20 protein-coding genes are annotated in these 22,924 nt (G+C 70.6%); 15 read left to right on the forward strand and 5 right to left on the reverse strand.

Features of this window, described 5'->3' with window-relative positions; genetic code table 11:
* Window positions 1–39: 39 nt before the first annotated feature.
* From ftsW to OG906_RS24705, 9 genes are all read left to right on the forward strand, one after another.
* The gene (gene ftsW, locus OG906_RS24665; protein WP_329445825.1) at window positions 40–1,419 is read left to right on the forward strand and encodes a putative lipid II flippase FtsW; all 1,380 of its coding nucleotides are present in this window, start codon (window positions 40–42) and stop codon (window positions 1,417–1,419) included.
* A gap of 6 nt (window positions 1,420–1,425) precedes the next feature.
* Window positions 1,426–2,520, forward strand: a complete 1,095-nt coding sequence (murG, locus tag OG906_RS24670) for an undecaprenyldiphospho-muramoylpentapeptide beta-N-acetylglucosaminyltransferase (protein WP_053676007.1) — start codon at window positions 1,426–1,428, stop codon at window positions 2,518–2,520.
* A 30-nt stretch (window positions 2,521–2,550) separates the two neighbouring features.
* Window positions 2,551–3,393 carry a cell division protein FtsQ/DivIB gene (locus OG906_RS24675; protein ID WP_329445828.1) on the forward strand — a complete coding sequence of 281 codons (843 nt, stop codon included), beginning with the start codon at window positions 2,551–2,553 and terminating at the stop codon, window positions 3,391–3,393.
* A gap of 278 nt (window positions 3,394–3,671) precedes the next feature.
* Window positions 3,672–4,877 carry a cell division protein FtsZ gene (ftsZ, locus tag OG906_RS24680; RefSeq protein WP_267801195.1) on the forward strand — a complete coding sequence of 402 codons (1,206 nt, stop codon included), beginning with the start codon at window positions 3,672–3,674 and terminating at the stop codon, window positions 4,875–4,877.
* A complete protein-coding gene (gene pgeF / locus OG906_RS24685) occupies window positions 4,877–5,608 on the forward strand; it encodes a peptidoglycan editing factor PgeF (RefSeq protein ID WP_267801200.1) in 732 nt (243 codons plus the stop codon). The genes ftsZ and pgeF overlap by 1 nt, the downstream gene beginning before the upstream one ends.
* A 3-nt stretch (window positions 5,609–5,611) precedes the next feature.
* Window positions 5,612–6,331, forward strand: a complete 720-nt coding sequence (locus OG906_RS24690) for a YggS family pyridoxal phosphate-dependent enzyme (RefSeq protein ID WP_267801196.1) — start codon at window positions 5,612–5,614, stop codon at window positions 6,329–6,331.
* 166 nt (window positions 6,332–6,497) lie between these two features.
* Window positions 6,498–7,106: a cell division protein SepF gene (locus tag OG906_RS24695; RefSeq protein ID WP_053676003.1), complete on the forward strand. Its 609-nt coding sequence runs from the start codon at window positions 6,498–6,500 to the stop codon at window positions 7,104–7,106.
* A 60-nt stretch (window positions 7,107–7,166) separates the two neighbouring features.
* Window positions 7,167–7,463, forward strand: coding sequence for a YggT family protein (locus OG906_RS24700; protein ID WP_030155988.1), 297 nt, complete (start codon window positions 7,167–7,169; stop codon window positions 7,461–7,463).
* Between the two features lie 82 nt (window positions 7,464–7,545).
* Window positions 7,546–8,769, forward strand: coding sequence for a DivIVA domain-containing protein (locus OG906_RS24705; RefSeq protein ID WP_329445833.1), 1,224 nt, complete (start codon window positions 7,546–7,548; stop codon window positions 8,767–8,769).
* Between the two features lie 291 nt (window positions 8,770–9,060).
* On the opposite strand, the gene ileS is transcribed toward OG906_RS24705, so the two are convergent.
* Window positions 9,061–12,207 carry an isoleucine--tRNA ligase gene (ileS, locus tag OG906_RS24710; RefSeq protein WP_329445835.1) on the reverse strand — a complete coding sequence of 1,049 codons (3,147 nt, stop codon included), beginning with the start codon at window positions 12,205–12,207 and terminating at the stop codon, window positions 9,061–9,063.
* A gap of 572 nt (window positions 12,208–12,779) precedes the next feature.
* Between ileS and OG906_RS24715 the strand changes: the two genes are divergently transcribed.
* The 5 genes from OG906_RS24715 (at window position 12,780) to OG906_RS24735 (ending at window position 17,416) form a co-directional block, all read left to right on the forward strand.
* Window positions 12,780–13,556 (forward strand): TraR/DksA family transcriptional regulator, encoded by a 777-nt coding sequence (locus OG906_RS24715; RefSeq protein WP_329445837.1) that lies wholly within the window; start codon window positions 12,780–12,782, stop codon window positions 13,554–13,556.
* Window positions 13,557–13,690: 134 nt separating this feature from the next.
* On the forward strand, window positions 13,691–14,251 hold the full coding sequence (gene lspA, locus OG906_RS24720; RefSeq protein ID WP_329445839.1) for a signal peptidase II: 561 nt from the start codon (window positions 13,691–13,693) through the stop codon (window positions 14,249–14,251).
* 53 nt (window positions 14,252–14,304) lie between these two features.
* Window positions 14,305–15,246, forward strand: a complete 942-nt coding sequence (locus OG906_RS24725; RefSeq protein ID WP_329445841.1) for an RluA family pseudouridine synthase — start codon at window positions 14,305–14,307, stop codon at window positions 15,244–15,246.
* Window positions 15,243–15,707 (forward strand): GNAT family N-acetyltransferase, encoded by a 465-nt coding sequence (locus OG906_RS24730; protein WP_267803864.1) that lies wholly within the window; start codon window positions 15,243–15,245, stop codon window positions 15,705–15,707. Before OG906_RS24725 ends, OG906_RS24730 begins: the two co-directional genes overlap by 4 nt.
* Before the next feature lie 116 nt (window positions 15,708–15,823).
* Window positions 15,824–17,416 (forward strand): Na+/H+ antiporter, encoded by a 1,593-nt coding sequence (locus tag OG906_RS24735; protein ID WP_329445843.1) that lies wholly within the window; start codon window positions 15,824–15,826, stop codon window positions 17,414–17,416.
* Here the strand turns inward: OG906_RS24735 and OG906_RS24740 are convergent.
* Complete coding sequence (locus OG906_RS24740) at window positions 17,413–18,462, reverse strand: mechanosensitive ion channel family protein (protein WP_329448125.1); 1,050 nt, start codon at window positions 18,460–18,462, stop codon at window positions 17,413–17,415. The genes OG906_RS24735 and OG906_RS24740 overlap by 4 nt on opposite strands.
* Before the next feature lie 56 nt (window positions 18,463–18,518).
* Between OG906_RS24740 and OG906_RS24745 the strand changes: the two genes are divergently transcribed.
* Window positions 18,519–19,088, forward strand: coding sequence for a dienelactone hydrolase family protein (locus OG906_RS24745; protein ID WP_329445845.1), 570 nt, complete (start codon window positions 18,519–18,521; stop codon window positions 19,086–19,088).
* A 62-nt stretch (window positions 19,089–19,150) separates the two neighbouring features.
* Here the strand turns inward: OG906_RS24745 and OG906_RS24750 are convergent, their stop codons facing one another.
* From OG906_RS24750 to OG906_RS24760, 3 genes are all read right to left on the reverse strand, one after another.
* Complete coding sequence (locus OG906_RS24750) at window positions 19,151–20,149, reverse strand: zinc metalloprotease (protein WP_267800879.1); 999 nt, start codon at window positions 20,147–20,149, stop codon at window positions 19,151–19,153.
* A 177-nt stretch (window positions 20,150–20,326) separates the two neighbouring features.
* Window positions 20,327–21,988 carry an alkaline phosphatase D family protein gene (locus OG906_RS24755; RefSeq protein WP_329445848.1) on the reverse strand — a complete coding sequence of 554 codons (1,662 nt, stop codon included), beginning with the start codon at window positions 21,986–21,988 and terminating at the stop codon, window positions 20,327–20,329.
* A 118-nt stretch (window positions 21,989–22,106) separates the two neighbouring features.
* Window positions 22,107–22,901, reverse strand: coding sequence for a DsbA family protein (locus OG906_RS24760; RefSeq protein ID WP_267800876.1), 795 nt, complete (start codon window positions 22,899–22,901; stop codon window positions 22,107–22,109).
* Between the last annotated feature and the right edge of the window lie 23 nt (window positions 22,902–22,924).

A 22,924-nucleotide genomic window follows, 5' to 3' on the forward strand; every position in this document is an offset into this window, starting at 1 on the left:
CGGCTGCTCGCCTCGCACGAGTGGAGGGGAAGATCACAGATGCCGGCCAAGCAAGTACTGCCGGGGCGGCGGCCGTCCGCCGCGAAGGCCGTCAAAGCCGTCAAGGCACAGGGGCGCAAGCGCCCGGTGATCGGTGGGAAGCGGCCCGGTGGGCGCGGGCCGCTCGCCGGGCTCCGGCGTACGCAACAGCAGTTGCGCAAAGCCTGGGACCGTCCGCTCACGGCGTATTACCTGATCTTCGGCAGCTCGCTGCTGATCACCGTGCTCGGCCTCGTGATGGTCTACTCGGCCTCCATGATCAAGGCGCTCCAGCTCGGCCTGGGGGACGCGTACTTCTTCAAGAAGCAGTTCCTCGCCGCCCTCATCGGCGCCGTCCTGCTGCTGGCCGCCTCCCGGATGCCCGTGAAGCTCCACCGGGCCCTGTCCTACCCGGTACTGGCCGGGACCCTCTTCCTGATGGTCCTGGTGCAGGTCCCCGGGATAGGAGTGTCGATCAACGGCAACCGGAACTGGCTCTCCCTCGGCGGCCCGTTCATGCTCCAGCCCAGCGAGTTCGGCAAACTGGCGCTGATCCTGTGGGGGGCCGACCTGTTGGCCCGCAAGGGCGACAAGGGGCTGCTGAGCCAGTGGAAGCACCTGCTGGTGCCGCTGGTACCGGTCGCCTTCCTGCTGCTCGGACTCATCATGCTCGGCGGCGACATGGGCACCGCGATGATCCTCGGGGCGATCCTCTTCGGCCTGCTCTGGCTGGCGGGCGCGCCCACCCGGATGTTCGTGGGTGTTCTCGCGTTCGCGGGTGTGATCATCGCACTTCTGATCAAGACGAGTCCGCACCGGATGGACCGGCTCTCCTGCCTCGGTGCGACAGAACCGGGCAAGAACGACCTTTGCTGGCAGGCCGTCCACGGAACCTACGCCCTCGCGTCCGGGGGATGGTTCGGTTCCGGGCTGGGTGCCAGTGTGGAAAAATGGGGGCAACTGCCGGAAGCCCACACCGACTTCATCTTCGCCATCACGGGCGAGGAACTGGGTCTGGCGGGGACGCTGTCGGTGCTCGCCCTGTTCGCGGCTCTAGGCTATGCGGGTATCCGCGTGGCCGGACGCACGGAGGACTCCTTCGTACGGTATGCCGCGGGAGGCGTGACCACATGGATCACGGCGCAGGCCGTGATCAATATCGGTGCGGTGCTCGGCCTGTTGCCGATCGCCGGGGTCCCGCTCCCGCTGTTCTCCTACGGAGGGTCGGCCCTGCTGCCGACCATGTTCGCGGTCGGACTGCTCATCGCCTTCGCGCGTGAGGAGCCGGCGGCGCGCGCGGCGCTCGCGATGCGGCAGCCGAAGACCGGCCGGCCGCGGACCGGGCTGAGATGGAAGTCGATGAGACGGCGCGTCAAGAAGCGTCCGTCCGGAGAGCGGTGAATTTCGGTGCATGTCGTACTCGCCGGTGGGGGGACCGCCGGCCACATCGAGCCGGCGCTCGCCCTCGCGGACGCCCTGCGCAGGCAGGACCCTTCAGTGGGCATCACCGCCCTCGGCACGGAGCGCGGACTGGAAACCCGCCTGGTGCCGGAACGCGGCTACGAGCTGGGCCTGATCCCGGCCGTGCCGTTGCCCCGCAAGCCCACCCCTGAGCTGATCACCGTCCCGGGACGGCTGCGCGGCACCATCAAGGCGGCCGAGGAGATCCTCACGCGCACCAAGGCCGACTGCGTGGTCGGCTTCGGCGGCTACGTGGCGCTGCCCGGCTACCTGGCCGCCAAGCGGCTCGGGGTGCCGATCATCGTCCACGAGGCCAACGCCCGGCCCGGACTGGCCAACAAGATCGGCTCCCGGTACGCGCACGCCGTCGCCGTGTCCACCCCGGACAGCAAGCTGCGGGGGGCCCGCTACGTGGGCATCCCGCTGCGGCGGTCCATCTCGACCCTGGACCGGGCCGCCGTGCGCCCCGAGGCGCGCGCCGCGTTCGGTCTCGACCCCAACCTGCCGACGCTGCTGGTCTCCGGCGGCTCGCAGGGCGCCCGGCGCCTCAACGAGGTCATCCAACAGGTCGCCCCGACCCTCCAGCGCTCCGGGATCCAGATCCTGCACGCCGTCGGGCCGAAGAACGAACTGCCGCGTGTCGACAACATGCCCGGGATGCCGCCTTATGTGCCGGTACCGTACGTGGACCGGATGGATCTCGCGTACGCCGCCGCCGACATGATGCTGTGCCGCGCGGGTGCGATGACCGTCGCCGAACTCTCCGCCGTCGGGCTGCCCGCCGCCTACGTACCGTTGCCGATCGGCAACGGCGAACAGCGGCTCAACGCCCAGCCGGTGGTCAAGGCCGGCGGTGGCCTGCTCGTGGACGACGCGGAGCTGACGCCCGAATGGGTGCTCAGTCAGGTCCTCCCGGTGCTCGCCGACCCGCACCGCCTCTACGAGATGTCCCGCGCCGCCGCCGAGTTCGGCCGCCGGGACGCCGACGACCTGCTCGTCGGTCTGGTCTACGAGGCGATCGCCGCACGCAGAGCCCGCTGAGGCGGGAGCACTGACCCAGGAGGCACAGGAGTGGCCGGAGCGACGACCGCACAGCGCGGGACACCCGGTTCCGACGGGGACGCCCGCAAGGGCAGGAACCCCGGCCCTCCCAAGCCGGGCAGGCGTCCCAAGTCGTCGAAGGGATCCGGCCCGCGGGGCCCCGGCGTCAAACGGCGCCGGGTCCTCGTCCTGGCCTCCTTGGCCGCCGCGGTGCTCCTCGCCGCCGGCGGCACCTGGGTGCTCTACGGATCCTCCTGGCTCCGCGTCGAGAAGGTCTCCTCCGCCGGCACCGAGGTGCTCACGGCGGGGCAGGTGGTGTCGGCCGCGGCCGTCCCGATCGGCGCGCCGCTGGTGAGCATCGACACCGACGAGATCGAGAGCCGGCTGCGCGAGCGGCTGCCCCGCATCGATTCGGTCGACGTGACGCGGTCGTGGCCACGTGGAATCAGCCTGAAAGTGACGGAACGCAAGCCCGTGCTGCTCATCAAGAAGGGCACGGACTTCGTCGAAGTGGACTCTTCGGGTGTGCGATTCGACACGGTTGCGAAAGCACCCGGAGGCGTTCCCGTCCTCGAATTGGCAGCGGAACGGTCACCGAGCGCCCGCCGTTTCGACGAGCAGCGGCTGCTGCGCGAGGCGGTGGGCATCGCGGGCAGCCTGCCCGAGGCCGTTGCGAAGGAGACCCTGCAGGTCAGGGTGGAGTCGTACGACTCGGTCGTGCTGGCGCTCACCAAGGGCCGAACCGTGGTGTGGGGAAGCGGCGAACTGGGTGAAGCGAAAGGGCGAGCGCTGACCGCCCTGCTGAAGGCCTCGCCCAAGGCTGACCACTTCGACGTGAGCGTCCCCACCGCCCCGGCGGTGTCCGGGAGTTGACGTCGAGTCGAACAGCGACGCACCCTGGTTGGCCAGCGATACGGGTGATCACATAGGGTGAAAAGAAAAACGGGAGGTTCGGCGTGTTCGTTGAACACGCGCTACTTGTCGACTTAGTGTCCTGTTCGGAGAGTCCAAGGAACAGACACACTCATAACCCTAAACTTCAGGGTTAGGGTTCGGGTCGGCGTGTACGAACCGGCCCAATTTCGGCATCAGTCGTCGCAACGCAGGCCCGCGAGGCGGCGACACGTAACTCGAGGCGAGAGGCCTTCGACGTGGCAGCACCGCAGAACTACCTCGCAGTCATCAAGGTCATCGGTGTCGGCGGCGGTGGTGTCAATGCCATCAACCGAATGATCGAGGTCGGTCTCAAGGGCGTCGAGTTCATCGCCATCAACACGGACGCCCAAGCGCTGTTGATGAGCGACGCCGACGTCAAGCTCGACGTCGGCCGTGAACTCACCCGGGGCCTCGGCGCCGGCGCCAACCCGGCCGTCGGCCGGAAGGCGGCAGAGGACCACCGCGAGGAGATCGAGGAGGTCCTCAAGGGGGCCGACATGGTCTTCGTCACCGCCGGTGAAGGCGGCGGCACCGGCACGGGCGGCGCACCTGTCGTCGCCAACATCGCGCGCTCGCTCGGCGCCCTGACGATCGGTGTGGTCACCCGACCGTTCACCTTCGAGGGTCGGCGCCGCGCGAACCAGGCGGAGGACGGCATCGCCGAGCTCCGCGAAGAGGTCGACACCCTCATCGTCATCCCCAACGACCGCCTGCTGTCCATCTCGGACCGCCAGGTCAGCGTGCTCGACGCCTTCAAGTCGGCCGACCAGGTCCTGCTCTCCGGCGTCCAGGGCATCACCGATCTCATCACCACCCCCGGCCTGATCAACCTCGACTTCGCGGACGTCAAGTCCGTGATGTCCGAGGCCGGCTCCGCCCTCATGGGCATCGGCTCGGCCCGCGGCGACGACCGCGCCGTGGCCGCGGCCGAGATGGCGATCTCCTCGCCGCTGCTGGAGGCGTCCATCGACGGCGCCCGCGGCGTGCTGCTCTCCATCTCCGGTGGCTCGGACCTCGGTCTCTTCGAGATCAACGAGGCCGCGCAGCTGGTGAGCGAGGCCGCGCACCCCGAGGCGAACATCATCTTCGGCGCCGTCATCGACGACGCGCTCGGCGACGAGGTACGGGTCACCGTCATCGCCGCCGGGTTCGACGGAGGACAGCCCCCGGCCCGCCGGGACAACGTCATCGGCGCGGCCTCCACCAAGCGCGAGGAGCCGGCCCCGGCGCCGACCCGCGCCGCCGAGCCGGTCCGCCCGGCCTTCGGCGGGCTCGGTTCGGTCACCCCGCGTGAGGAGCCCCAGGCTCCGGTCGAGCCCGAGCCGGCGAACGAGTTCCCGCCGCCGGCCCACGTCCCGACGGCCCGTCCCTACCAGGACAGCCCGGCGGAAGAGCTGGATGTCCCGGACTTCTTGAAGTGATCCTGGGACAGCACGACGAGAACGGCGCGCACTTCGCCTTCACCGACAGGTGGGGCGGGGTGAGCGCCGTTCCGTACGAGGAGCTCAATCTCGGCGGCGCGGTCGGAGACGACCCGGCCGCCGTTCGCGCGAACCGGGCGACCGCGGCCGGGTCCCTCGGCCTCGCTCCCGAGCTGGTGATCTGGATGAACCAGGTGCACGGCCGGGACGTCGCGGTGGTGGACGGCCCGTGGGACGCCGAGCGGGAGCCGATCCCCTCGGTGGACGCGGTGGTGACCGCCCGTCGCGGACTGGCCCTGGCGGTGCTCACGGCCGACTGCGTGCCGGTCCTGCTGGCCGACCCGGTCGCGGGGATCGCGGGAGCGGCCCACGCGGGGCGGCCCGGACTGGTCGCCGGGGTGGTGCCCGCCACCGTCGAGGCGATGGTCGCCCTCGGGGCCGACCCCGGACGCATGGTCGCCCGTACGGGACCGGCGGTCTGCGGACGGTGCTACGAAGTGCCCGCCGAGATGCGGGACGCGGTCGCGGAAGTGGTGCCGGCGGCGCGGGCCGAGACGAGCTGGGGGACACCGGCCGTGGACGTGGTCGCCGGCGTGCACGCGCAGTTGGCGCGGGCGGGGGTGGCGAACGCCGACCGCTCCCCGGTCTGCACACTGGAGTCACGGGACCACTTCTCGTACCGCCGTGACCGGGTGACCGGGCGGCTTGCCGGATATGTCTGGTTGGACTGAGGGATGACGGAACGTAAGGCCGAGCTCGCGGCGAACCTCGCGCGGGTCGAGGAGCGCATCGCGTCGGCGTGCGCGGCGGCGGGGCGCGGGCGGGAAGAGGTGACCCTCATCGTGGTCACCAAGACCTACCCGGCGAGTGACGTACGACTGCTGGCGGACCTGGGTGTCCGTCATGTTGCGGAAAATCGCGACCAGGACGCCGCCCCCAAGGCCGCGGCCTGCGCGGACCTGGCGCTCGACTGGCACTTCGTGGGCCAGTTGCAGACGAACAAAGTCCGTTCCGTGGCGGGATACGCGCGGGTGGTGCAGTCGGTCGACCGGCCGAAACTGGTCACCGCGCTCTCGGCGGCCGCCACGGCCGCCGGACGGGAACTCGGCTGCCTCGTGCAGATCGCCCTCGACGCCGAGTCGGGGGAGCGGGGGGCCCGGGGCGGGGCGGCGCCGGACCTCCTCCCGGAGTTGGCGGACCTCGTGGCCGCCGCGCCGGGACTGCGGATCGACGGTCTCATGACCGTGGCCCCGCTGGCGGGGTCGTACGCGGGCCGCGAACAGGCGGCCTTCGAGCGGCTGATGGAATTGTCATCCGGCCTGCGCGCCGACCATCCTGCTGCCACGATGGTCTCGGCCGGAATGAGCGCCGACCTGGAACAGGCGGTGCTGGCGGGTGCGACACATGTACGCGTCGGCACTGCGGTACTCGGCGCGAGACCCCGGCTCGGGTAACGTCGCGAAGAAAGTCGGACCACAGCAGAAAATATGGTCATTTCCGCTGATGAGCGGACAGACCACGTGGATCGCGGGCAGTTGGTGACTTTGGTGACACAGCGACTTTGGTGGCACGGCGACACCTGCGACAGGGCGATCCACCACAGAGCGGAGGACTCGGAGAATGGCCGGCGCGATGCGCAAGATGGCGGTCTACCTCGGCCTCGTGGAGGACGACCGGTACGACAACCCGGGGTACGACCCCGATGACGAGTTCGAACCCGAGCCGGAGCCGGAGCGGGATCGCCGGCGTCAGCAGCCCGCGCACCAACCGCCCGTAACGGACGAACCGGTACGAGCAGTACAGCCCCCGGCACAGCGGGAACCCATCCCGATGCCGGTGGAAAACGGACGTCCGGCGCGAATCGCCCCCGTGGCGTCCATCACACCTGACCGCACCAACCTGGAGAAGAACGCACCCGTGATCATGCCCAAGGTCGTCTCCGAGCGGGAGCCGTACCGCATCACGACGCTGCACCCCCGGACCTACAACGAGGCCCGTACCATCGGGGAACACTTCCGTGAGGGCACTCCGGTGATCATGAACCTCACGGAGATGGACGACACCGACGCGAAGCGTCTGGTCGACTTCGCCGCCGGCCTCGTCTTCGGTCTGCACGGCAGCATTGAACGCGTGACGCAGAAGGTGTTCCTGCTGTCTCCTGCTAACGTCGATGTCACGGCGGAGGACAAGGCCCGCATCGCGGAGGGCGGGTTCTTCAACCAAAGCTAGACCGATCCGTCAGACACGGGGCCGGGGACACAGTGGGAGCAGGGGAGAGGGAAGCGCGGGATGGGCGTCGCACTGCAAGTGGTCTACATCGCTCTGATGTGCTTCCTCATCGTGCTGATCTTCCGACTGGTCATGGACTACGTGTTCCAGTTCGCACGTTCATGGACACCCGGCAAGGCGATGGTGGTCGTTCTGGAGGCCACCTACACTGTCACCGATCCACCGCTCAAGCTTCTTCGGCGTTTCATTCCGCCGTTGCGTCTCGGGGGCGTGGCACTCGACCTGTCCTTCTTCGTTCTGATGATCATCGTTTACATCCTCATCAGTTTCGTGAGCACCGCTGCGAGAAGCGTGTGAACGATGTGCTTCCCCGCGAATCCGGGGACAGTCCCGATACGGTCTTGCCGACTGCCGACGACTACGTAGAGGTGAAGAAGACATGCCGCTGACTCCCGAGGACGTGCGGAACAAGCAGTTCACGACCGTCCGCCTGCGAGAAGGCTATGACGAGGACGAGGTCGACGCCTTCCTCGACGAGGTCGAGTCCGAACTGACGCGCCTGCTGCGCGAGAACGAGGACCTGCGCGCCAAGCTGGCCGCCGCCACACGCGCCGCCGCGCAGAACCAGCAGCAGCAGGGCATGCGCAAGCCCGAACCCCAGGACCAGCGTGGCCCCGGTGGCCCCGGCGCCCCCGTGCCCGCGGCCATATCCGGCCCGCCGCAGCAGCAGCAGCCGCAGATGGGCCCGCCCCAGCTGCCCGGCGGTCAGCCGCAGCTGCCCCCCGGCCCCGGTGGACAGGGCCAGCAGGGTCCCGGCCCGATGGGCGGCCCCATGCAGCAGCACAACATGGGTGGCCAGCAGCAGATGGGCCAGCCGCAGCAGATGCAGCAGCCCCAGCAGATGCAGCAGATGCAGCAGCAGTCCATGGGCGGCCAGAACCCGCTCGGCCAGCCGATGGGCCAGCAGATGCAGCCGATGGGGCAGCAGATGCAGCCCATGGGCCAGCAGATGCACCAGCAGCACCAGCAGCTCCCGCAGCAGGGCCCCGGTGGCGACAGCGCCGCCCGCGTCCTGTCGCTCGCGCAGCAGACCGCCGACCAGGCGATCGCGGAGGCCCGTTCCGAGGCCAACAAGATCGTCGGCGAGGCCCGTTCGCGCGCCGAGGGCCTGGAGCGGGACGCCCGAGCCAAGGCCGACGCCCTGGAGCGGGACGCGCAGGAGAAGCACCGCGTCGCGATGGGCTCCCTGGAGTCCGCCCGCGCCACGCTGGAGCGCAAGGTCGAGGACCTGCGAGGCTTCGAGCGTGAGTACCGCACGCGTCTGAAGTCCTACCTGGAGTCCCAGCTGCGCCAGCTGGAGACCCAGGCCGACGACTCGCTGGCCCCGCCGCGCAACCCGGCCGGACCCGCGCTGCCGCCGTCGCCGTCGCCCTCCATGGCTCCGGCCGGTGCGATGGGGCACTCGATGGGTGGCCCGTCCCCCATGGGCGGTCCCTCCCCGATGGGTGGCCCGTCCCCGATGAGCGGTCCGTCCTACGGTGGCCAGCAGCAGATGTCCCCGGCGATGACCCAGCCGATGGCTCCGGTGCGGCCGGCTGCTCCGCAGCCGATGCAGGCGCCGTCGCCGATGCGTGGCTTCCTGATCGACGAGGACGACAACTAGGCGCCGCCGCCGCGTCTGTCGGCAGTCTTTCGGGCCGGGCCCGGTTCCCCTCAGGGGGTACCGGGCCCGGCCCGTTTGCGTACCCGGGCCCGGGACGCCGTTCCCGGGGCTCCGCCCCGGACCCCGCGCCTCAAACGCCGGCGGGGCTGGGGGTGTCGGCGGGGTGGGAAGTGTCGGCGAGGCTGGGGGTGTTCGGCGGGGCTGGGGGTGTGCGCGGACGCGCCGAGGCCGGGAACGTCGGCGGCCCGCGGCTCCCGGGTGGGAGGCGCGGGCCGTCGGGGTGGGTGGGGGTTACGCCTTGCGGAGGCGGAACGTCAGGCCGAGGGGCTCGTCCGTGAACGGGTCGCCGTAGGACGCGTCGGCCTCGCCGGTGGCGAAGTCCGTGGCCAGGACCTCGTCCGCGATGAGTTCCGCGTGGTCCGTCAGGGCCGTCACGAGCTCGGGGTCCGCCGAGGACCACCGCAGGGCGATCCGGTCCGCCACGTCCAGGCCGGAGTTCTTCCGGGCCTCCTGGATCAGGCGGATCGCGTCGCGGGCCAAGCCCGCCAGCCGCAGTTCCGGGGTGATCTCCAGGTCCAGGGCGACGGTCGCGCCGGAATCGGACGCCACCGACCAGCCCTCGCGGGGGGTCTCGGTGATGATGACGTCCTCCGGGGTGAGGGTCACGGTCTCGCCGTTCACCTCGACCGAGGCCTCACCGGAGCGCAGGGCCAGCGAGAGTCCCGCCGCGTCCGCCGCGGCCACGGCCTTGGCGACGTCCTGCACGCCCTTGCCGAACCGCTTGCCCAGCGCACGGAAGTTGGCCTTCGCCGTCGTGTCCACGAGGGACCCGCCGACCTCGGACAGGGAGGCCAGCGAGGAGACGTTCAGCTCCTCCGTGATCTGGGCCCGGAGCTCGGGGGTCAGGGCGTCGAAACCGGCCGCGCCCACCAGGGCCCGGGACAGCGGCTGACGGGTCTTGACGCCCGACTCCGCGCGGGTCGCCCGACCCAGCTCCACCAGGCGGCGCACCAACTGCATCTGCCGGGACAGCTCCGGGTCGATCGCGCTGGTGTCCGCCACCGGCCACGTCGAGAGGTGGACGGACTCCGGGGCGTCCGGGGTGACCGGGACGACCATGTCCTGCCAGACCCGCTCCGTGATGAAGGGGGTCAACGGGGCCATCAGCCGCGTCACCGTCTCCACCACGTCGTGGAGGGTGCGCAGGGCCGCCTTGTCGCCCTGCCAGAAGCGGCGGCGCGAGCGGCGGACGTACCAGTTCGACAGGTCGTCCACGAAGGACGACAGCAGCTTGCCGGCGCGCTGGGTGTCGTAGGACTCCATCGCCTCCGTGACCTCGGAGGTGAGGGCGTGCAGCTCGGAGAGCAGCCAGCGGTCCAGGACCGTGCGGTCCGCGGGCGCCGGGTCGGCCGCCGACGGCGCCCAGTTCGACGTGCGGGCGTACAGGGCCTGGAAGGCCACCGTGTTCCAGTACGTGAGGAGCGTCTTGCGGACGACCTCCTGGATCGTGCCGTGGCCCACGCGGCGCGCCGCCCACGGGGAGCCGCCGGCCGCCATGAACCAGCGCACGGCGTCCGCGCCGTGCTGGTCCATCAGCTGGATCGGTTCGAGGGTGTTGCCCAGGTGCTTGGACATCTTGCGGCCGTCCTCGGCGAGGATGTGGCCCAGGCAGACCACGTTCTCGTAGGAGGACTTGTCGAAGACGAGGGTGCCGACCGCCATCAGCGTGTAGAACCACCCGCGCGTCTGGTCGATGGCCTCCGAGATGAACTGCGCCGGGTAGCGCTTCTCGAAGATCTCCTTGTTCTTGTGCGGGTAGCCCCACTGCGCGAACGGCATCGAACCCGAGTCGTACCAGGCGTCGATGACCTCCGGCACGCGCACCGCTTCGAGGGAGCAGCCCTCGTGCGTGCAGGTGAAGGTGATGTCGTCGATGTACGGGCGGTGCGGGTCCAGGGCCGACTGGTCGGTGCCGGACAGCTCGCCCAGCTCGGCGCGGGAACCGACGCAGGTGAGGTGGTTCTCCTCGCAGCGCCAGATCGGCAGCGGCGTGCCCCAGTAGCGGTTCCGGGAGAGCGCCCAGTCGATGTTGTTGTTCAGCCAGTCGCCGAAGCGGCCCTGCTTCACCGAGTCCGGGAACCAGTTCGTCTTCTCGTTCTCCCGCAGCATCGCGTCCTTGACGGCGGTGGTGCGGATGTACCAGGACGGCTGCGCGTAGTAGAGCAGCGCGGTGTGGCAGCGCCAGCAGTGCGGGTAGCTGTGCTCGTAGGCGATGTGCTTGAAGAGCAGGCCGCGCGCGTCGAGGTCGGCGGTCAGCTTCTCGTCGGCCTTCTTGAAGAAGACACCGCCGACGAGCGGGACGTCCTCCTCGAAGGTGCCGTCGGGGCGGACCGGGTTCACGACCGGCAGCCCGTAGGCGCGGCAGACCGCGAGGTCGTCGGCGCCGAAGGCGGGGGACTGGTGGACCAGACCGGTGCCGTCCTCGGTCGTGACGTACTCGGCGTTCACGACGTAGTGGGCGGGCTCCGGGAACTCGACCAGGTCGAAGGGGCGCCGGTACGTCCAGCGCTCCATCTCCTTGCCGGTGAAGGTCTCGCCGGTGGCCTCCCAGCCCTCGCCGAGGGACTTCTCCAGCAGCGGCTCGGCGACGACCAGCCGCTCCTCGCCGTTGGTGGCGACGACGTACGTGACCTCGGGGTGCGTGGCGACGGCCGTGTTGGACACCAGGGTCCACGGGGTCGTCGTCCACACCAGCAGGGCGGCGTCGCCCGCGAGGGGGCCGGAGGTCAGCGGGAAGCGGACGTAGACCGAGGGGTCGACGACCGTCTCGTAGCCCTGGGCCAGCTCGTGGTCGGAGAGGCCGGTGCCGCAGCGCGGGCACCAGGGGGCGACGCGGTGGTCCTGGGTGAGCAGACCCTTGTTGAAGATCTCCTTCAGCGACCACCACACGGACTCCACGTACTCGGGGTCCATGGTCCGGTAGGCGTCGTCCAGGTCGACCCAGTAGCCCATGCGGGTCGTGAGCTCGGCGAACGCGTCGGTGTGACGGGTCACCGACTCGCGGCACTTGGAGTTGAACTCGGCGATGCCGTAGGCCTCGATGTCCTGCTTGCCGTTGAAGCCGAGTTCCTTCTCGACCGCCAGCTCGACGGGCAGGCCGTGGCAGTCCCAGCCGGCCTTGCGGGCCACGTGGTAGCCGCGCATGGTGCGGAAGCGGGGAAAGACGTCCTTGAAGACGCGGGCCTCGATGTGGTGCGCGCCGGGCATGCCGTTCGCGGTGGGCGGGCCCTCGTAGAAGACCCACTCGGGGCGGCCCTCGGACTGCTCCAGCGTCTTGGCGAAGGTCTTGCTCTCGCGCCAGAAGTCCAGGACGGCGTGTTCGAGGGCGGCCAGGTCCACCTGGGCGGGGACCGGGCGGTACTGCGGCGGTGTGGTCATGAGGCTGAACTCTTCCTCCGGCGGGATGTCACTTCCGTCCGGAGGGACGAGAGCCTTGTCGCGCTCCCGCGGTACCACCCTCCTTGGCCGTCGGACGAATCCGATGGCCCCCTCATTGGGGTGCGAAGCCGGTTCTACTTCCCGTACGGGGATCCGTGCGGGATCCGTGATCGTGACGGCTTTCTTCCGGCGGCTCCGGGGTGATCCTTCGCATCGCGCTCGCCCCCGGGCTCTCACCGTCCCCGGGTCGCTCCTGGCTGCGTCCGACGCTACTCGTCCCCATCCATGCCTCTCGCTGGGCCCAGTGTACGGGCCGGGGGGACACGGGGCCGACCGATATTCCGGGCGCGGCGCGGGGTCGCGGGGCGGGGGCCGCGGTGACCCGGATGGGCGGACGTGCCGCTCCCGGTTCCGGTGGGGCGGGAGGGGCGGATTACCGGGCCGCCGGATGGGCACAACGGATGCAGGTTGACCTCGCGGGATGCGCGCCCCGTTGCCGCGGGGCCGGCGTCGATTTATCGTTCCGGCACGATTCGCGAGCAATGATCACAGTATGTGAAGGGGCCGCGGCCATGGTGGCGAAGAAGACCGCCGGGACTACCAAGAAGGCTGTCGGGAAGGCTGTCGGGGCCGAGGTCGGAACCGAGGTCGGGGCACCGGCGCCGGCTCCCGCCGAGACGGCGCCCGAGAAGACGGCCGCCGTACGGAAGGCGCCCGCGAAAAAGGCACCCGCGAGGAAGTCGGCGTCCACCGCCAAGGTGGCCGCAGCCGAGAAGTCGACGGCGAAGAAGGTCACGGCCAAACCGGCCGAGGCCGAGGGGGCGGCGCATGCCGCGTCAGAGACGGGAGCCCGGAAAGTGGTCGCCAAGAAGAGCACCGGCACGGCCAGGAAGACGGCCGCCGCCACCAGTGGATTGCCCAAGGCGCGGGGCGGCGCGGTGGCCGCCACCCCCGGAGAGCTCCCCGTACGCCCGGGAGAGGACCCCTGGACGCCGGCGGAGGTCGCCGAGGCCCGGGCCGAGCTGGAGAGCGAGGTGCTGCGTCTGAGGGCCGAGCTCCAGGCCTCCGACGCGGCCATCTCGGGCCTGATGCGGGACTCGGGCGACGGCGCGGGAGACGACCAGGCGGACACCGGCACCAAGAACATCACCCGCGAATCCGAACTGGCCCTCGCGGCGAACGCCAGCCTGATGCTGGAGCAGACGGAACGCGCGCTGGAACGGCTGGAGGCGGGCACCTACGGCCTCTGCGAGACCTGCGGGAAGCCCATCGGAAAGGCCCGGATGCAGGCGTTCCCCCGCGCCACCCTCTGCGTGGACTGCAAGCAGAAGCAGGAGCGGCGGCACTAGGGCGTGTCTTTCGGATCACGCCATGGCCGGGCGGCGGGCGGGCGCCCTGACGTACTCTCGTGTCTCGTCAGGGTCCAGGAACCTGGCAGGGCGGTTTCGCCGGAACCTGGTTCGAGCTAGTTCGAGGGACTCACGTGGCAGAGGCGGAGCGCATCATCGGTACGCCGGAGGTCGGGGACGACACCGAGCCCGAATCGACCGCGCCCAAGGGGCGCCGGCGGATCGTGGCACTGCTCGTGGTGGCGACGCTGGCGTACCTGATCGACCTCGGCAGCAAGATGCTGGTCGTCGCGAAACTGGAGCACGAGCAGCCCATCGAGATCATCGGTGACCTGCTGAAGTTCTCGGCGATCCGCAACCCCGGGGCCGCCTTCGGCTTCGGCGAGGCCTTCACGATCATCTTCACCTGCATCGCGGCCACGGTGATCGTGGTGATCGTCCGGCTGGCGCGCAAGCTCTACAGCCTGCCGTGGGCGATCGCGCTGGGCCTGCTGCTGGGCGGCGCGCTGGGCAACCTGACCGACCGGATCTTCCGTTCGCCGGGCGTCTTCCGGGGAGCGGTCGTCGACTTCATCGCGCCCGCCCACTTCGCCGTCTTCAACCTCGCGGACTCGGCGATCGTGTGCGGCGGAATCCTGATCGTCCTGCTCTCGTTCAGGGGCCTCGACCCGGACGGCACGGTCCACAAGGACTGATCGCGGGGCGGCTCGCGGGAAGGCTGCCGCGCCCCGTCCTGCATACTCGACAGGTGAGTACGATTCCCGAGATCCGAACCCTGCCCGTTCCCGATGGCCTGGAGGGCGAGCGCGTCGACGCCGCCATCGCCCGTATGTTCGGGATTTCCCGGACGAAGGCGGCCGATCTCGCGGCCGCAGGGAAGGTGTCGGTCGACGGCAGTGTCGTCGGGAAGTCCGAGCGTGTGCACGGTGGCGCCTGGCTCGAAGTCGAGATGCCCGCGCCGCCGCGACCCGTGGAGCTGGTGGCCGAACCGGTCCCCGGCATGGAGATCGTGCACGACGACGACGACATCGTCGTCATCATGAAGCCGGTGGGCGTCGCCGCCCACCCGAGCCCCGGCTGGACCGGCACCACCGTCATCGGTGGCCTCGCCGCGGCCGGCTACCGGATCTCGACCTCCGGCGCCTCCGAGCGCCAGGGCATCGTGCACCGCCTCGACGTCGGCACGTCCGGCCTGATGGCCGTCGCGAAGTCGGAGCGGGCGTACACCTCCCTGAAGAACCAGTTCCGCGAGCGCGTGGTCGACAAGCGCTACCACGCGCTGGTGCAGGGCCACCCGGACCCGATGAGCGGCACCATCGACGCGCCCGTCGGCCGCCACCCCAGCGCCGACTACAAGTGGGCCGTGACCCAGGAGGGCAAGCCCTCGGTCACCCACTACGACCTGATCGAGGCCTTCCGCGCGGCCTCCCTGCTGGACATCAAGCTGGAGACCGGCCGCACGCACCAGATCCGCGTGCACATGTCCGCGCACCGGCACCCCTGCGTCGGCGACCTCACCTACGGCGCCGACCCGACGGTCGCGAAGCGACTGGGGCTGACCCGACAGTGGCTGCACGCGGTGCGGCTCGGTTTCGAGCACCCGTCGGACGGCCGGTGGGTGGAGTTCGAGAGCGGCTACCCGGCGGACCTCCAGCACGCCCTGGACGTGATCCGGGCGGAGAGCGAGTGACCTCGTACCAGGTGCGCGTGGCCTCCTGCGACGCCGACCTGGCGGCCTGCTTCGCCGTGCGGACCGAGGTGTTCGTGGTCGAGCAGTCCGTGCCGGAGTCCATCGAGTACGACGCGTACGACGCGATCGCGGTGCACGTGCTGGCCGAGGGGCCGGACGGGGAACCGCTGGGCACCGGCCGGCTGCTGCACGGGCCCGAGGCGCTCGGCAAGACGGGCGCCCCGGAGATCGGCTCCCTCGGGCGGCTCGCCGTCGCGAAGTCGGCGCGCGGACTGGGCGTCGGCGCGGCGCTGGTCCGGGCCATCGAGGCGGAGGCCGCGAGGCTGGGACTGGCCGCCGTCGACCTGGGCGCGCAGACGCACGCCCTCGCCTTCTACGAGCGGCTCGGATACGAGGCCTACGGGCCGGAGTTCCAGGACGCGGGCATCCCGCACCGGTCGATGCGGCGCCGCCTGCCGTAGCTCGTCCGGCCCGGCCGGGCGTCGGGTGTCGCCGCAGGGCCCCGCCCCGGAGCCCGCGCCCGGAAAGCCGGCGGGGCTGGCGGGGCTCGGCGGGCGGATGGGGCAGGCTGGGGGTTGTGGATCAGCTTGCTCTGTTGTTCGTGTTGTTGCTCGGCGCCGTGGTGACCGTACCGCTCGGGGACCGGCTCAAGTTGCCCTCGCCCGTGCTGATGACCATCGGCGGGGTGGTGCTGGCCCTCGTGCCGGCCGTGCCGAACGTCGACATCCCGCCCGAGTACATCCTGCCGCTGGTGCTTCCGCCGCTGCTGTACGCCTCCGTGCAGCGCACCTCCTGGCGCCAGTTCGCCGCCAACGTGCGCCCCATCCTGCTGCTGGCCGTGGCCCTGGTCTTCGTGACCACCGCCGCCGTGGCCGCCGTCGCGCACGCCGCCGTCCCCGGGCTGCCCATCGCCGCGGCCGTCGCGCTCGGCGCGCTCGTCGCGCCCCCCGACCCGGTCGCGGCCACCGCCGTCGCCGGCGCGCTCGGGCTGCCGCGCCGCATGGTGTCCATCCTGGAGGGCGAGGGGCTCTTCAACGACGTCACCGCCATCGTGCTCTACCACGTGGCCATCGCCGCCGCCGTCAGCGGCAGCTTCTCCTGGCCCGACGCGCTCGGGGAGTTCGTGCTCTCCGCCGTGGTCGCGGTGGTCGTGGGGCTCGCGCTCGGCTGGGCCACGAACCGGCTCATGGGCCGGCTCGGCGAGGTCACCCTCCAGATCGGCCTGACACTGCTGGTGCCGTTCGTGGCGTACGTGGTCGCCGAGGAACTCCAGGGCTCCGGGGTGCTGGCCGTGCTGACCACCGCGCTGTTCCTCGCCGAGTACGCGACCGACGCCGACGACGTGCTCGGACGCCTCGCCGGGCACACGTTCTGGGAGATCGTCGACATGCTGGTCACCGGCGTCGCGTTCGGCCTGATCGGACTCGAACTGCACCACGTGTTCGGCGTCGCGGGCGACCGCGTGGGGGAGATGGCCGGCTGGGCGGGGATCGTGGTCGCCGTGGTGGTCGGCGTACGACTGGCGTGGCTGCTGCCGGCCGGCTGGCTCGCGAAGAAGCTGCACAACCGGCGCGACTACGACGAGGAGATCCCGGTGAGCTGGCGGGAGAGCGTCGTCATGTGGTGGGCCGGGATGCGCGGCGTGGCCTCGGTGGCGCTGGCCCTGGCCATCCCGCTGAAGGTGGAGGGCGGGGACCCCTTCCCGGCGCGGGACCAGATCATCTTCATCGCCTTCGCCGTGATCATGGCGACGCTGGTCTGCCAGGGCCTGACCCTGCCCTGGCTGGTGCGCCGGCTGGGAGTGGAGGCCGACGAGGACGAGGAGAAGGAGACCGAGCGCCGGCTCGCGATCCGCGCCGCCAAGGCCGCGAAGCAGCGCCTGAAGGAGATCGAGGAGGCGGAGGACCTCCCCGAGGACCTGGTGGAGACCCTGTACCGGCGGGCCTACGACGTGGGGGCCAGGATCAGCCCCGACATGGTCGACGAGGAGCGGCGGGAGGCGTACGCGAAGCGGGTCGAGCGGATCCGGGACGTCCAGCGGATCCAACGCGAGATGATGTCCGCCGCCCGGCACGAGGTGCTGTCGGCGCGCAGCGAACCGGGGTCGAACCCGGAGATCGTGGACCGGGTGCTCCGCCACCTCGACGTCCGCAGCCTGCGCAGCCCCTAGGCCGTCAGCGGGGGCTGCTGGACCGCGTCGGCCGTGTTCACGTGCGGGAGGGCGTACGGGTGGTGGTCCACCAGCCAGGTGATCAGGCGCTCGCGGACCACGCAGCGCACGGTCCAGATGTCGTCGGCGTCCTTCGCGGTGACCGTGGCCCGGACCTGGATCGTGTTGGGGGTGGAGTCGGTGACGACCAGGCCGCTCCCGCGCCCGTCCCACTCCGGGGTGTCCTTGAGGATCTCCGACAGCTGCTCGCGCAGCAGCGGGATCGGCGCCGAGTGGTCCAGGTGCAGGAAGACCGTCCCGGTCATCTGGGCCCCGCCGCGCGACCAGTTCTCGTACGGCTTGCCGGTGAAGTACGAGACCGGCATCGTGATCCGGCGCTCGTCCCAGGTGCGGACCACCAGGAAGGTGAGGGTGATCTCCTCGACCGTGCCCCACTCCTTGTCCACGACCACGGTGTCCCCGATGCGGACGGTGTCGCCGAAGGCGATCTGGAGGCCGGCGAAGAGGTTGCCCAGCGCGGACTGCGCGGCGATGCCGGCCACGATGCCGAGGACGCCCGCGGACGCCAGCATCGAGGCGCCGACCGCGCGCATCGCGGGGAAGGTCAGCAGCATGGCGGCGATCGCCACGACGACGACCACGGCGGTCACGACCCGCTGGATCAGCGCGACCTGGGTGCGGACCCGGCGGACCCGGGCGGCGTCGCCGGCGCCGGCCGCGTAGCGCGTGTACGTCGAGTCGACGGCGGCGGTGGCGATCCGGATCAGCAGCCAGGCGGTCGAGGCGATCAGCACCAGGGTGAGGGCCCGGCCCACGCCCTCGCGGTGATCCGCGAGGATCTTGGTCTGGGGGTAGGAGGCGCGCAGCAGGGCCGTGCACAGGACGATCCGGAAGGGCGGACCGCACCGGCGCAGCAGCCCCCACAGGGGGGTCTCCCCGTGGCGGGCGTCGGCCCGGCGGAGCAGCAGGTCCAGCAGCCGGCCGGCGGCCAGCGTGAGGACCACGGCGCCGCCGAGGACCACGACGGGGCGCAGCACGTTCTCCATGTCCATGCCCGTGAACCTAACCGGAAGGGGACCCGGGAAACTGGCACGATGGGGATATGAACATCATGCTCTTCCATTCGACGTACGGGCTGCGGCCCGCAGTGCACGCGGCGGCCGACCGGCTGCGCGCGGCGGGGCACGAGGTCCACGTGCCCGACCTGTTCGAGGGGCGCACGTTCGGGACCGTCGAGGAGGGCATGGCCCACCGGGACGAGATCGGCCGTGACGAACTGCTCAAGCGCGCGATCCTGGCCGCCGCCCCCTACTCGGACCGGGGTCTGGTCTACGCGGGCTTCTCCTTCGGCGCCTCCGTGGCGCAGCACCTGGCGCTGCACGACGAGAAGGCCCGCGGGCTGCTGCTCCTGCACGGTACGTCCGACCTGGAGGACGACGTCTCGGCGGACGACCTGCCGGTGCAGCTGCACGTGGCGGACCCGGACCCCTTCGAACCGCACGATTGGCTGACCGCCTGGTACCTGGGGATGCGCCGGGCCGGGGCGGACGTGGAGGTCCACGGCTACCCGGGCGCCGGGCACCTGTTCACCGATCCCGATCTCGACGACTACGACGCGGAGGCCGCCGAGCAGACTTGGAAGGTCGCGCTGTCCTTCCTCGACGGGCTGTAGGGGGCGGGTGCGCGCGAAGGGGCCCGGCCGGGCGGACACCCGGCCGGGCCCCTTCCCGTGTGTCAGGCCCGGTACGCCGTCCACATGCTCTTCATGCGCGACACCTGGCCGCTCGTGAACTGGTACATGCAGGAGTCGTACGTGTAGTCCATGAAGTTGTGGATCGGGTCCGCGCCGCTCGCACCGCAGGTGTCGCGGCCGGTCGGGCACTCGAACGCGGCGCTCGCCTCGGCCGGGGTGTCGGAGACCGAGTCGCCGCTGCCCGAGCAGCCGCCCTGGAAGGTGTGGTAGAGGCCGAGCCAGTGGCCGACCTCGTGGGTGGCGGTGTCGCCCTGGTTGTAGTTGGCGGAGGAGCCGCCGGGGATCGAGCTGTTGAGGATGACCACGCCGTCCATCTTGGGCTGGGAGGCGTAGGAGCTGGGGAAGGTGGCCCAGCCGAGGAGCCCGCCGCCGAGGTTGGCGGTGTAGAGGTTCAGGGCGTTCTTGCCGCCCTTGCGCAGGGCGTTCTTCATGTTCTTCTCGGCGGTGGTGCCGTCCGAGACGTTGTACCAGGTCGCGTTGTCGGTGTAGTCGGTCCCGGCCAGGGAGAACTGGAAGCCGGAGTTGACGTTGCCGCTGCCCTGGCCGGCGTAGGCCGAGTTGAGGACCGCGAGCTGGCTGTTGATCTGCGCGGCGGTCAGCTTTCCGGTCGCACCGGAGTGGATGACGTGCACGTAGACCGGGATGGTCGTGGCGGCGGCGGCCCGGGCGCGCATGCCGTCGAGCTGCTGCGGGGTCGACTGGCCGAGTCTTCTCTTGAGGTCGGCGTCCATGGCCTTGACCTGGGCGTCCGTCACCTCGTTCGGGTCGGCGGCCTGGTGGTCGCGCGGGCGCGCGACACGGGCGTTGGCGGCGGCGCCGCCGGCCTGTTCGAGACAGGCCTGCGCCGGGGTCTTGGCTGCGGGTGCCGCAGCGACGGATGTGGGGGCCGTCAGCGGGGCGAACGCCAGGGTTCCGGCCAACAGGGCCGTACCCGTGATGCGGCGGCGGAGAAGGGGGGATATGCGGGCGAGAGCGCGCACGTGTACTCCTCGCGAAGCGTGGTGGGGGGTGAGGGACTTCCTCACGCCGGCGCGAGCTTACGTGGGCATGTCATAAGGATGGCAAGATCTCGGCGGTTAAAGATTTGTTGCGTGAGAGGCGAAAGGGGCGCCTGGTGTAAACCAAGCGCCCCTCTGAGCAGCAAAATTGATGGAATGTCAGGAAACCGGGCGGTCGGCCCGCTCGACCTTCTGCGTCCCGTTCAGGGTGCGGTACGAGCGGGCCCACGTGGAGCGCGCGTCCTGCCTGCGCTTGTCCGAGACCACGAAGTAGTCCATCTGCGAACGCTCGCCCGTCACGTCCAGGACGCCGTAGCCGTGAGCGTCCATGTCCAGCCACTTCACGTGCCAGTTGGCGGCCTTGATGGCGGTCTCGGCGACCAGTGAGGCGGTGTCCGCCGGCACGTGCAGGATGTCGTCGATGTTGTCGGAGGTCACCGACGTCACCACGAACTCGGTCGCCGCCGTGCCCGAGCCCGGATACGTCGCCATGTTCACCGGGACGTCGTTCGCCCACGCCATGTGGATGTCACCGGTCAGGAAGACCGTGTTCTTGATGCCGCGGTCCTTCAGGTGACCCAGGAGCTCCTTGCGGTCGTCCGTGTAGCCGTCCCACTGGTCCGTGCTGATCGCCAGACCGCCCTCGGGCAGCCCCAGCAGCTTCGCGAGGGGCTTGAGCAGGTGCGCGGGCAGCGAACCGAACGCCACCGGCGAGATCATCACCGAGGTGCCGACCAGCTTCCAGGTGGCGTTCGAGTTCGCCAGCCCCGACTTCAGCCAGTCCAACTGCGCCCGCCCGGTGATCGTGCGCTCCGGGTCGTCCACCGCGCCGCTGCCCACCTTGACCTGCTGCGAGCGGAAGGTCCGCAGGTCCAGCAGGTGCAGGTCGACGAGGCTGCCGAAGCGCAGCCGCCGGTAGACGGTGCCGGCTATGGAGGCACGGACCGGCATCCACTCGAAGTACGCCTGCTTCGCGGCGCTCGCGCGGGCCGCCCAGTCGCCCTCGGCGCCCGGCGTGTGGTTCTCCGCGCCGCCGGACCAGGCGTCGTTGGCGAACTCGTGGTCGTCCCAGATCGCGACGACGGGGTGCGCCGCGTGCAGCGCCTGGAGGTCCACGTCGGTCTTGTACGCGCCGTGCCGGGTCCGGTAGTCGGCCAACGAGACGATCTCGTGCCGCGGCTGGTGCGGGCGCACGACGTACTTGGCCTCGGGATAGGCCCCGGAGGCGTACTCGTACACGTAGTCGCCCAGGTGCAGGACCGCGTCCAGGTCGGTGCGGGCCGCCAGGTGCCGGTACGCGGAGAAGTACCCGGACTCCCAGTTCGCGCAGGAGACCACGCCGAAGCGGATCCCCGGCGTGGCCGCGTCGACGGGCGGGGCGGTCAGGGTGCGCCCGATCGCGGAGACGGTCTCCCCTGCGGTGAAGCGGTACCAGTACGAGGTGTGCGGGCGCAGGCCGCGCACGTCCACCTTGACCGTGTGGTCGGCGGCGGCGGTCGCCGTGACGGCGCCGCCCGCCACGACCCGGGTGAAGTTGCGGTCCTCGGCCACCTCCCAGCCCACGGCGGTGGCCGGGCCGAGGCCGGAACCGGGGACGGCCTCGGGGGAGGGGGTGACGCGGGTCCACAGGAGGACCCCGTCGGGCAGCGGGTCGCCGGAGGCGATGCCGTGCAGGAAGGCGGGGGCGGTCTGCGCCGCGTGGGCGGGCGAGAGGCCCAGCGTGGCGATCGGTGCGAGCGCGGCCGCGGCCGCGGCGCCCAGAACCACCGTACGGCGGCGCGGGTTTGTCGCGGCGGGGGAAGGAGAGAGATGACTGGTCACGGGCGGTCATATTACTGACCGGTATACCGTCGGTACAGACATGGGAAGGCAACGGGCGGACGAACTCCAGGAGTTCGTCCGCCCGTTCACGTCCGCCCGTTGTCGGGGCCGGGGAGGGTCAGCCCGCGAGGGCCTTCTCGATCGCCGCGGTGTACGCCTCCGCCGTCGAGGGGGTTTCGATCTTCTTGCCGTCCATCATCAGGGTCGGCGTGCCCTTCACCTCGGACTTGTTGAAGACCTTCGACATCTCCAGCGCCCACCGGTCATAGGTGCCGTCCTCGACGGCCTTCTTGAACTCGGCGTTGCCCTTGAGCGCCGGGACCGTGTCCGCGACCTTGATCAGGTAGTCGTCCTTGGCGAAGCTGTCGACGGTCTCCTCGGGGTGCAGTTCCTTGGAGTAGAGCGCCCCCTTGTACGCGAGGAAGGCGTCCGGGCTGACGTTCAGCGCCGCGCCCAGCGCGCTCAGCGCGTTCTTCGAACCCTCGCCCTGGGCGGCGTTGTCGATGAAGGTCGCGCCGAAGTAGCGGAGCTTGAACTTGCCCGCGTCCACGTCCTTCTTGATCTGCTCGCCACTGGTCTGCTCGAAGGCGGCGCACGCCGGGCAGCGCGAGTCCTCGTACAGGTCCAGGGTCTTCTTCGCCTCGGGCTTGCCGATGACGACCGTGGTGCCGTTGTCGCCCGAGGTGTTCTTGGGCTTGACCAGCTCCGCCGAGGCCGCCTTCTCCCAGTGGTCGGGCTGGTTGGCCTGCACGACCGCGTAGCCGACGCCGCCGGCCAGGGCCAACGTGGCCACCACCGCGCCGGCGACGATCAGCTGGCGGCGCGCCTTGTCCTTCTTGGCCTGCTTCTCGCGCTCGACGCGCAGTCGCTCGCGGGCCGCCGCCTTGTTCGCCTGGCTGTTGCGTGAACTCATCGTGATCTCCGTGGGGTGTGGAA

Source organism: Streptomyces sp. NBC_01426, assembly GCF_036231985.1.
Taxonomy (GTDB): domain Bacteria; phylum Actinomycetota; class Actinomycetes; order Streptomycetales; family Streptomycetaceae; genus Streptomyces.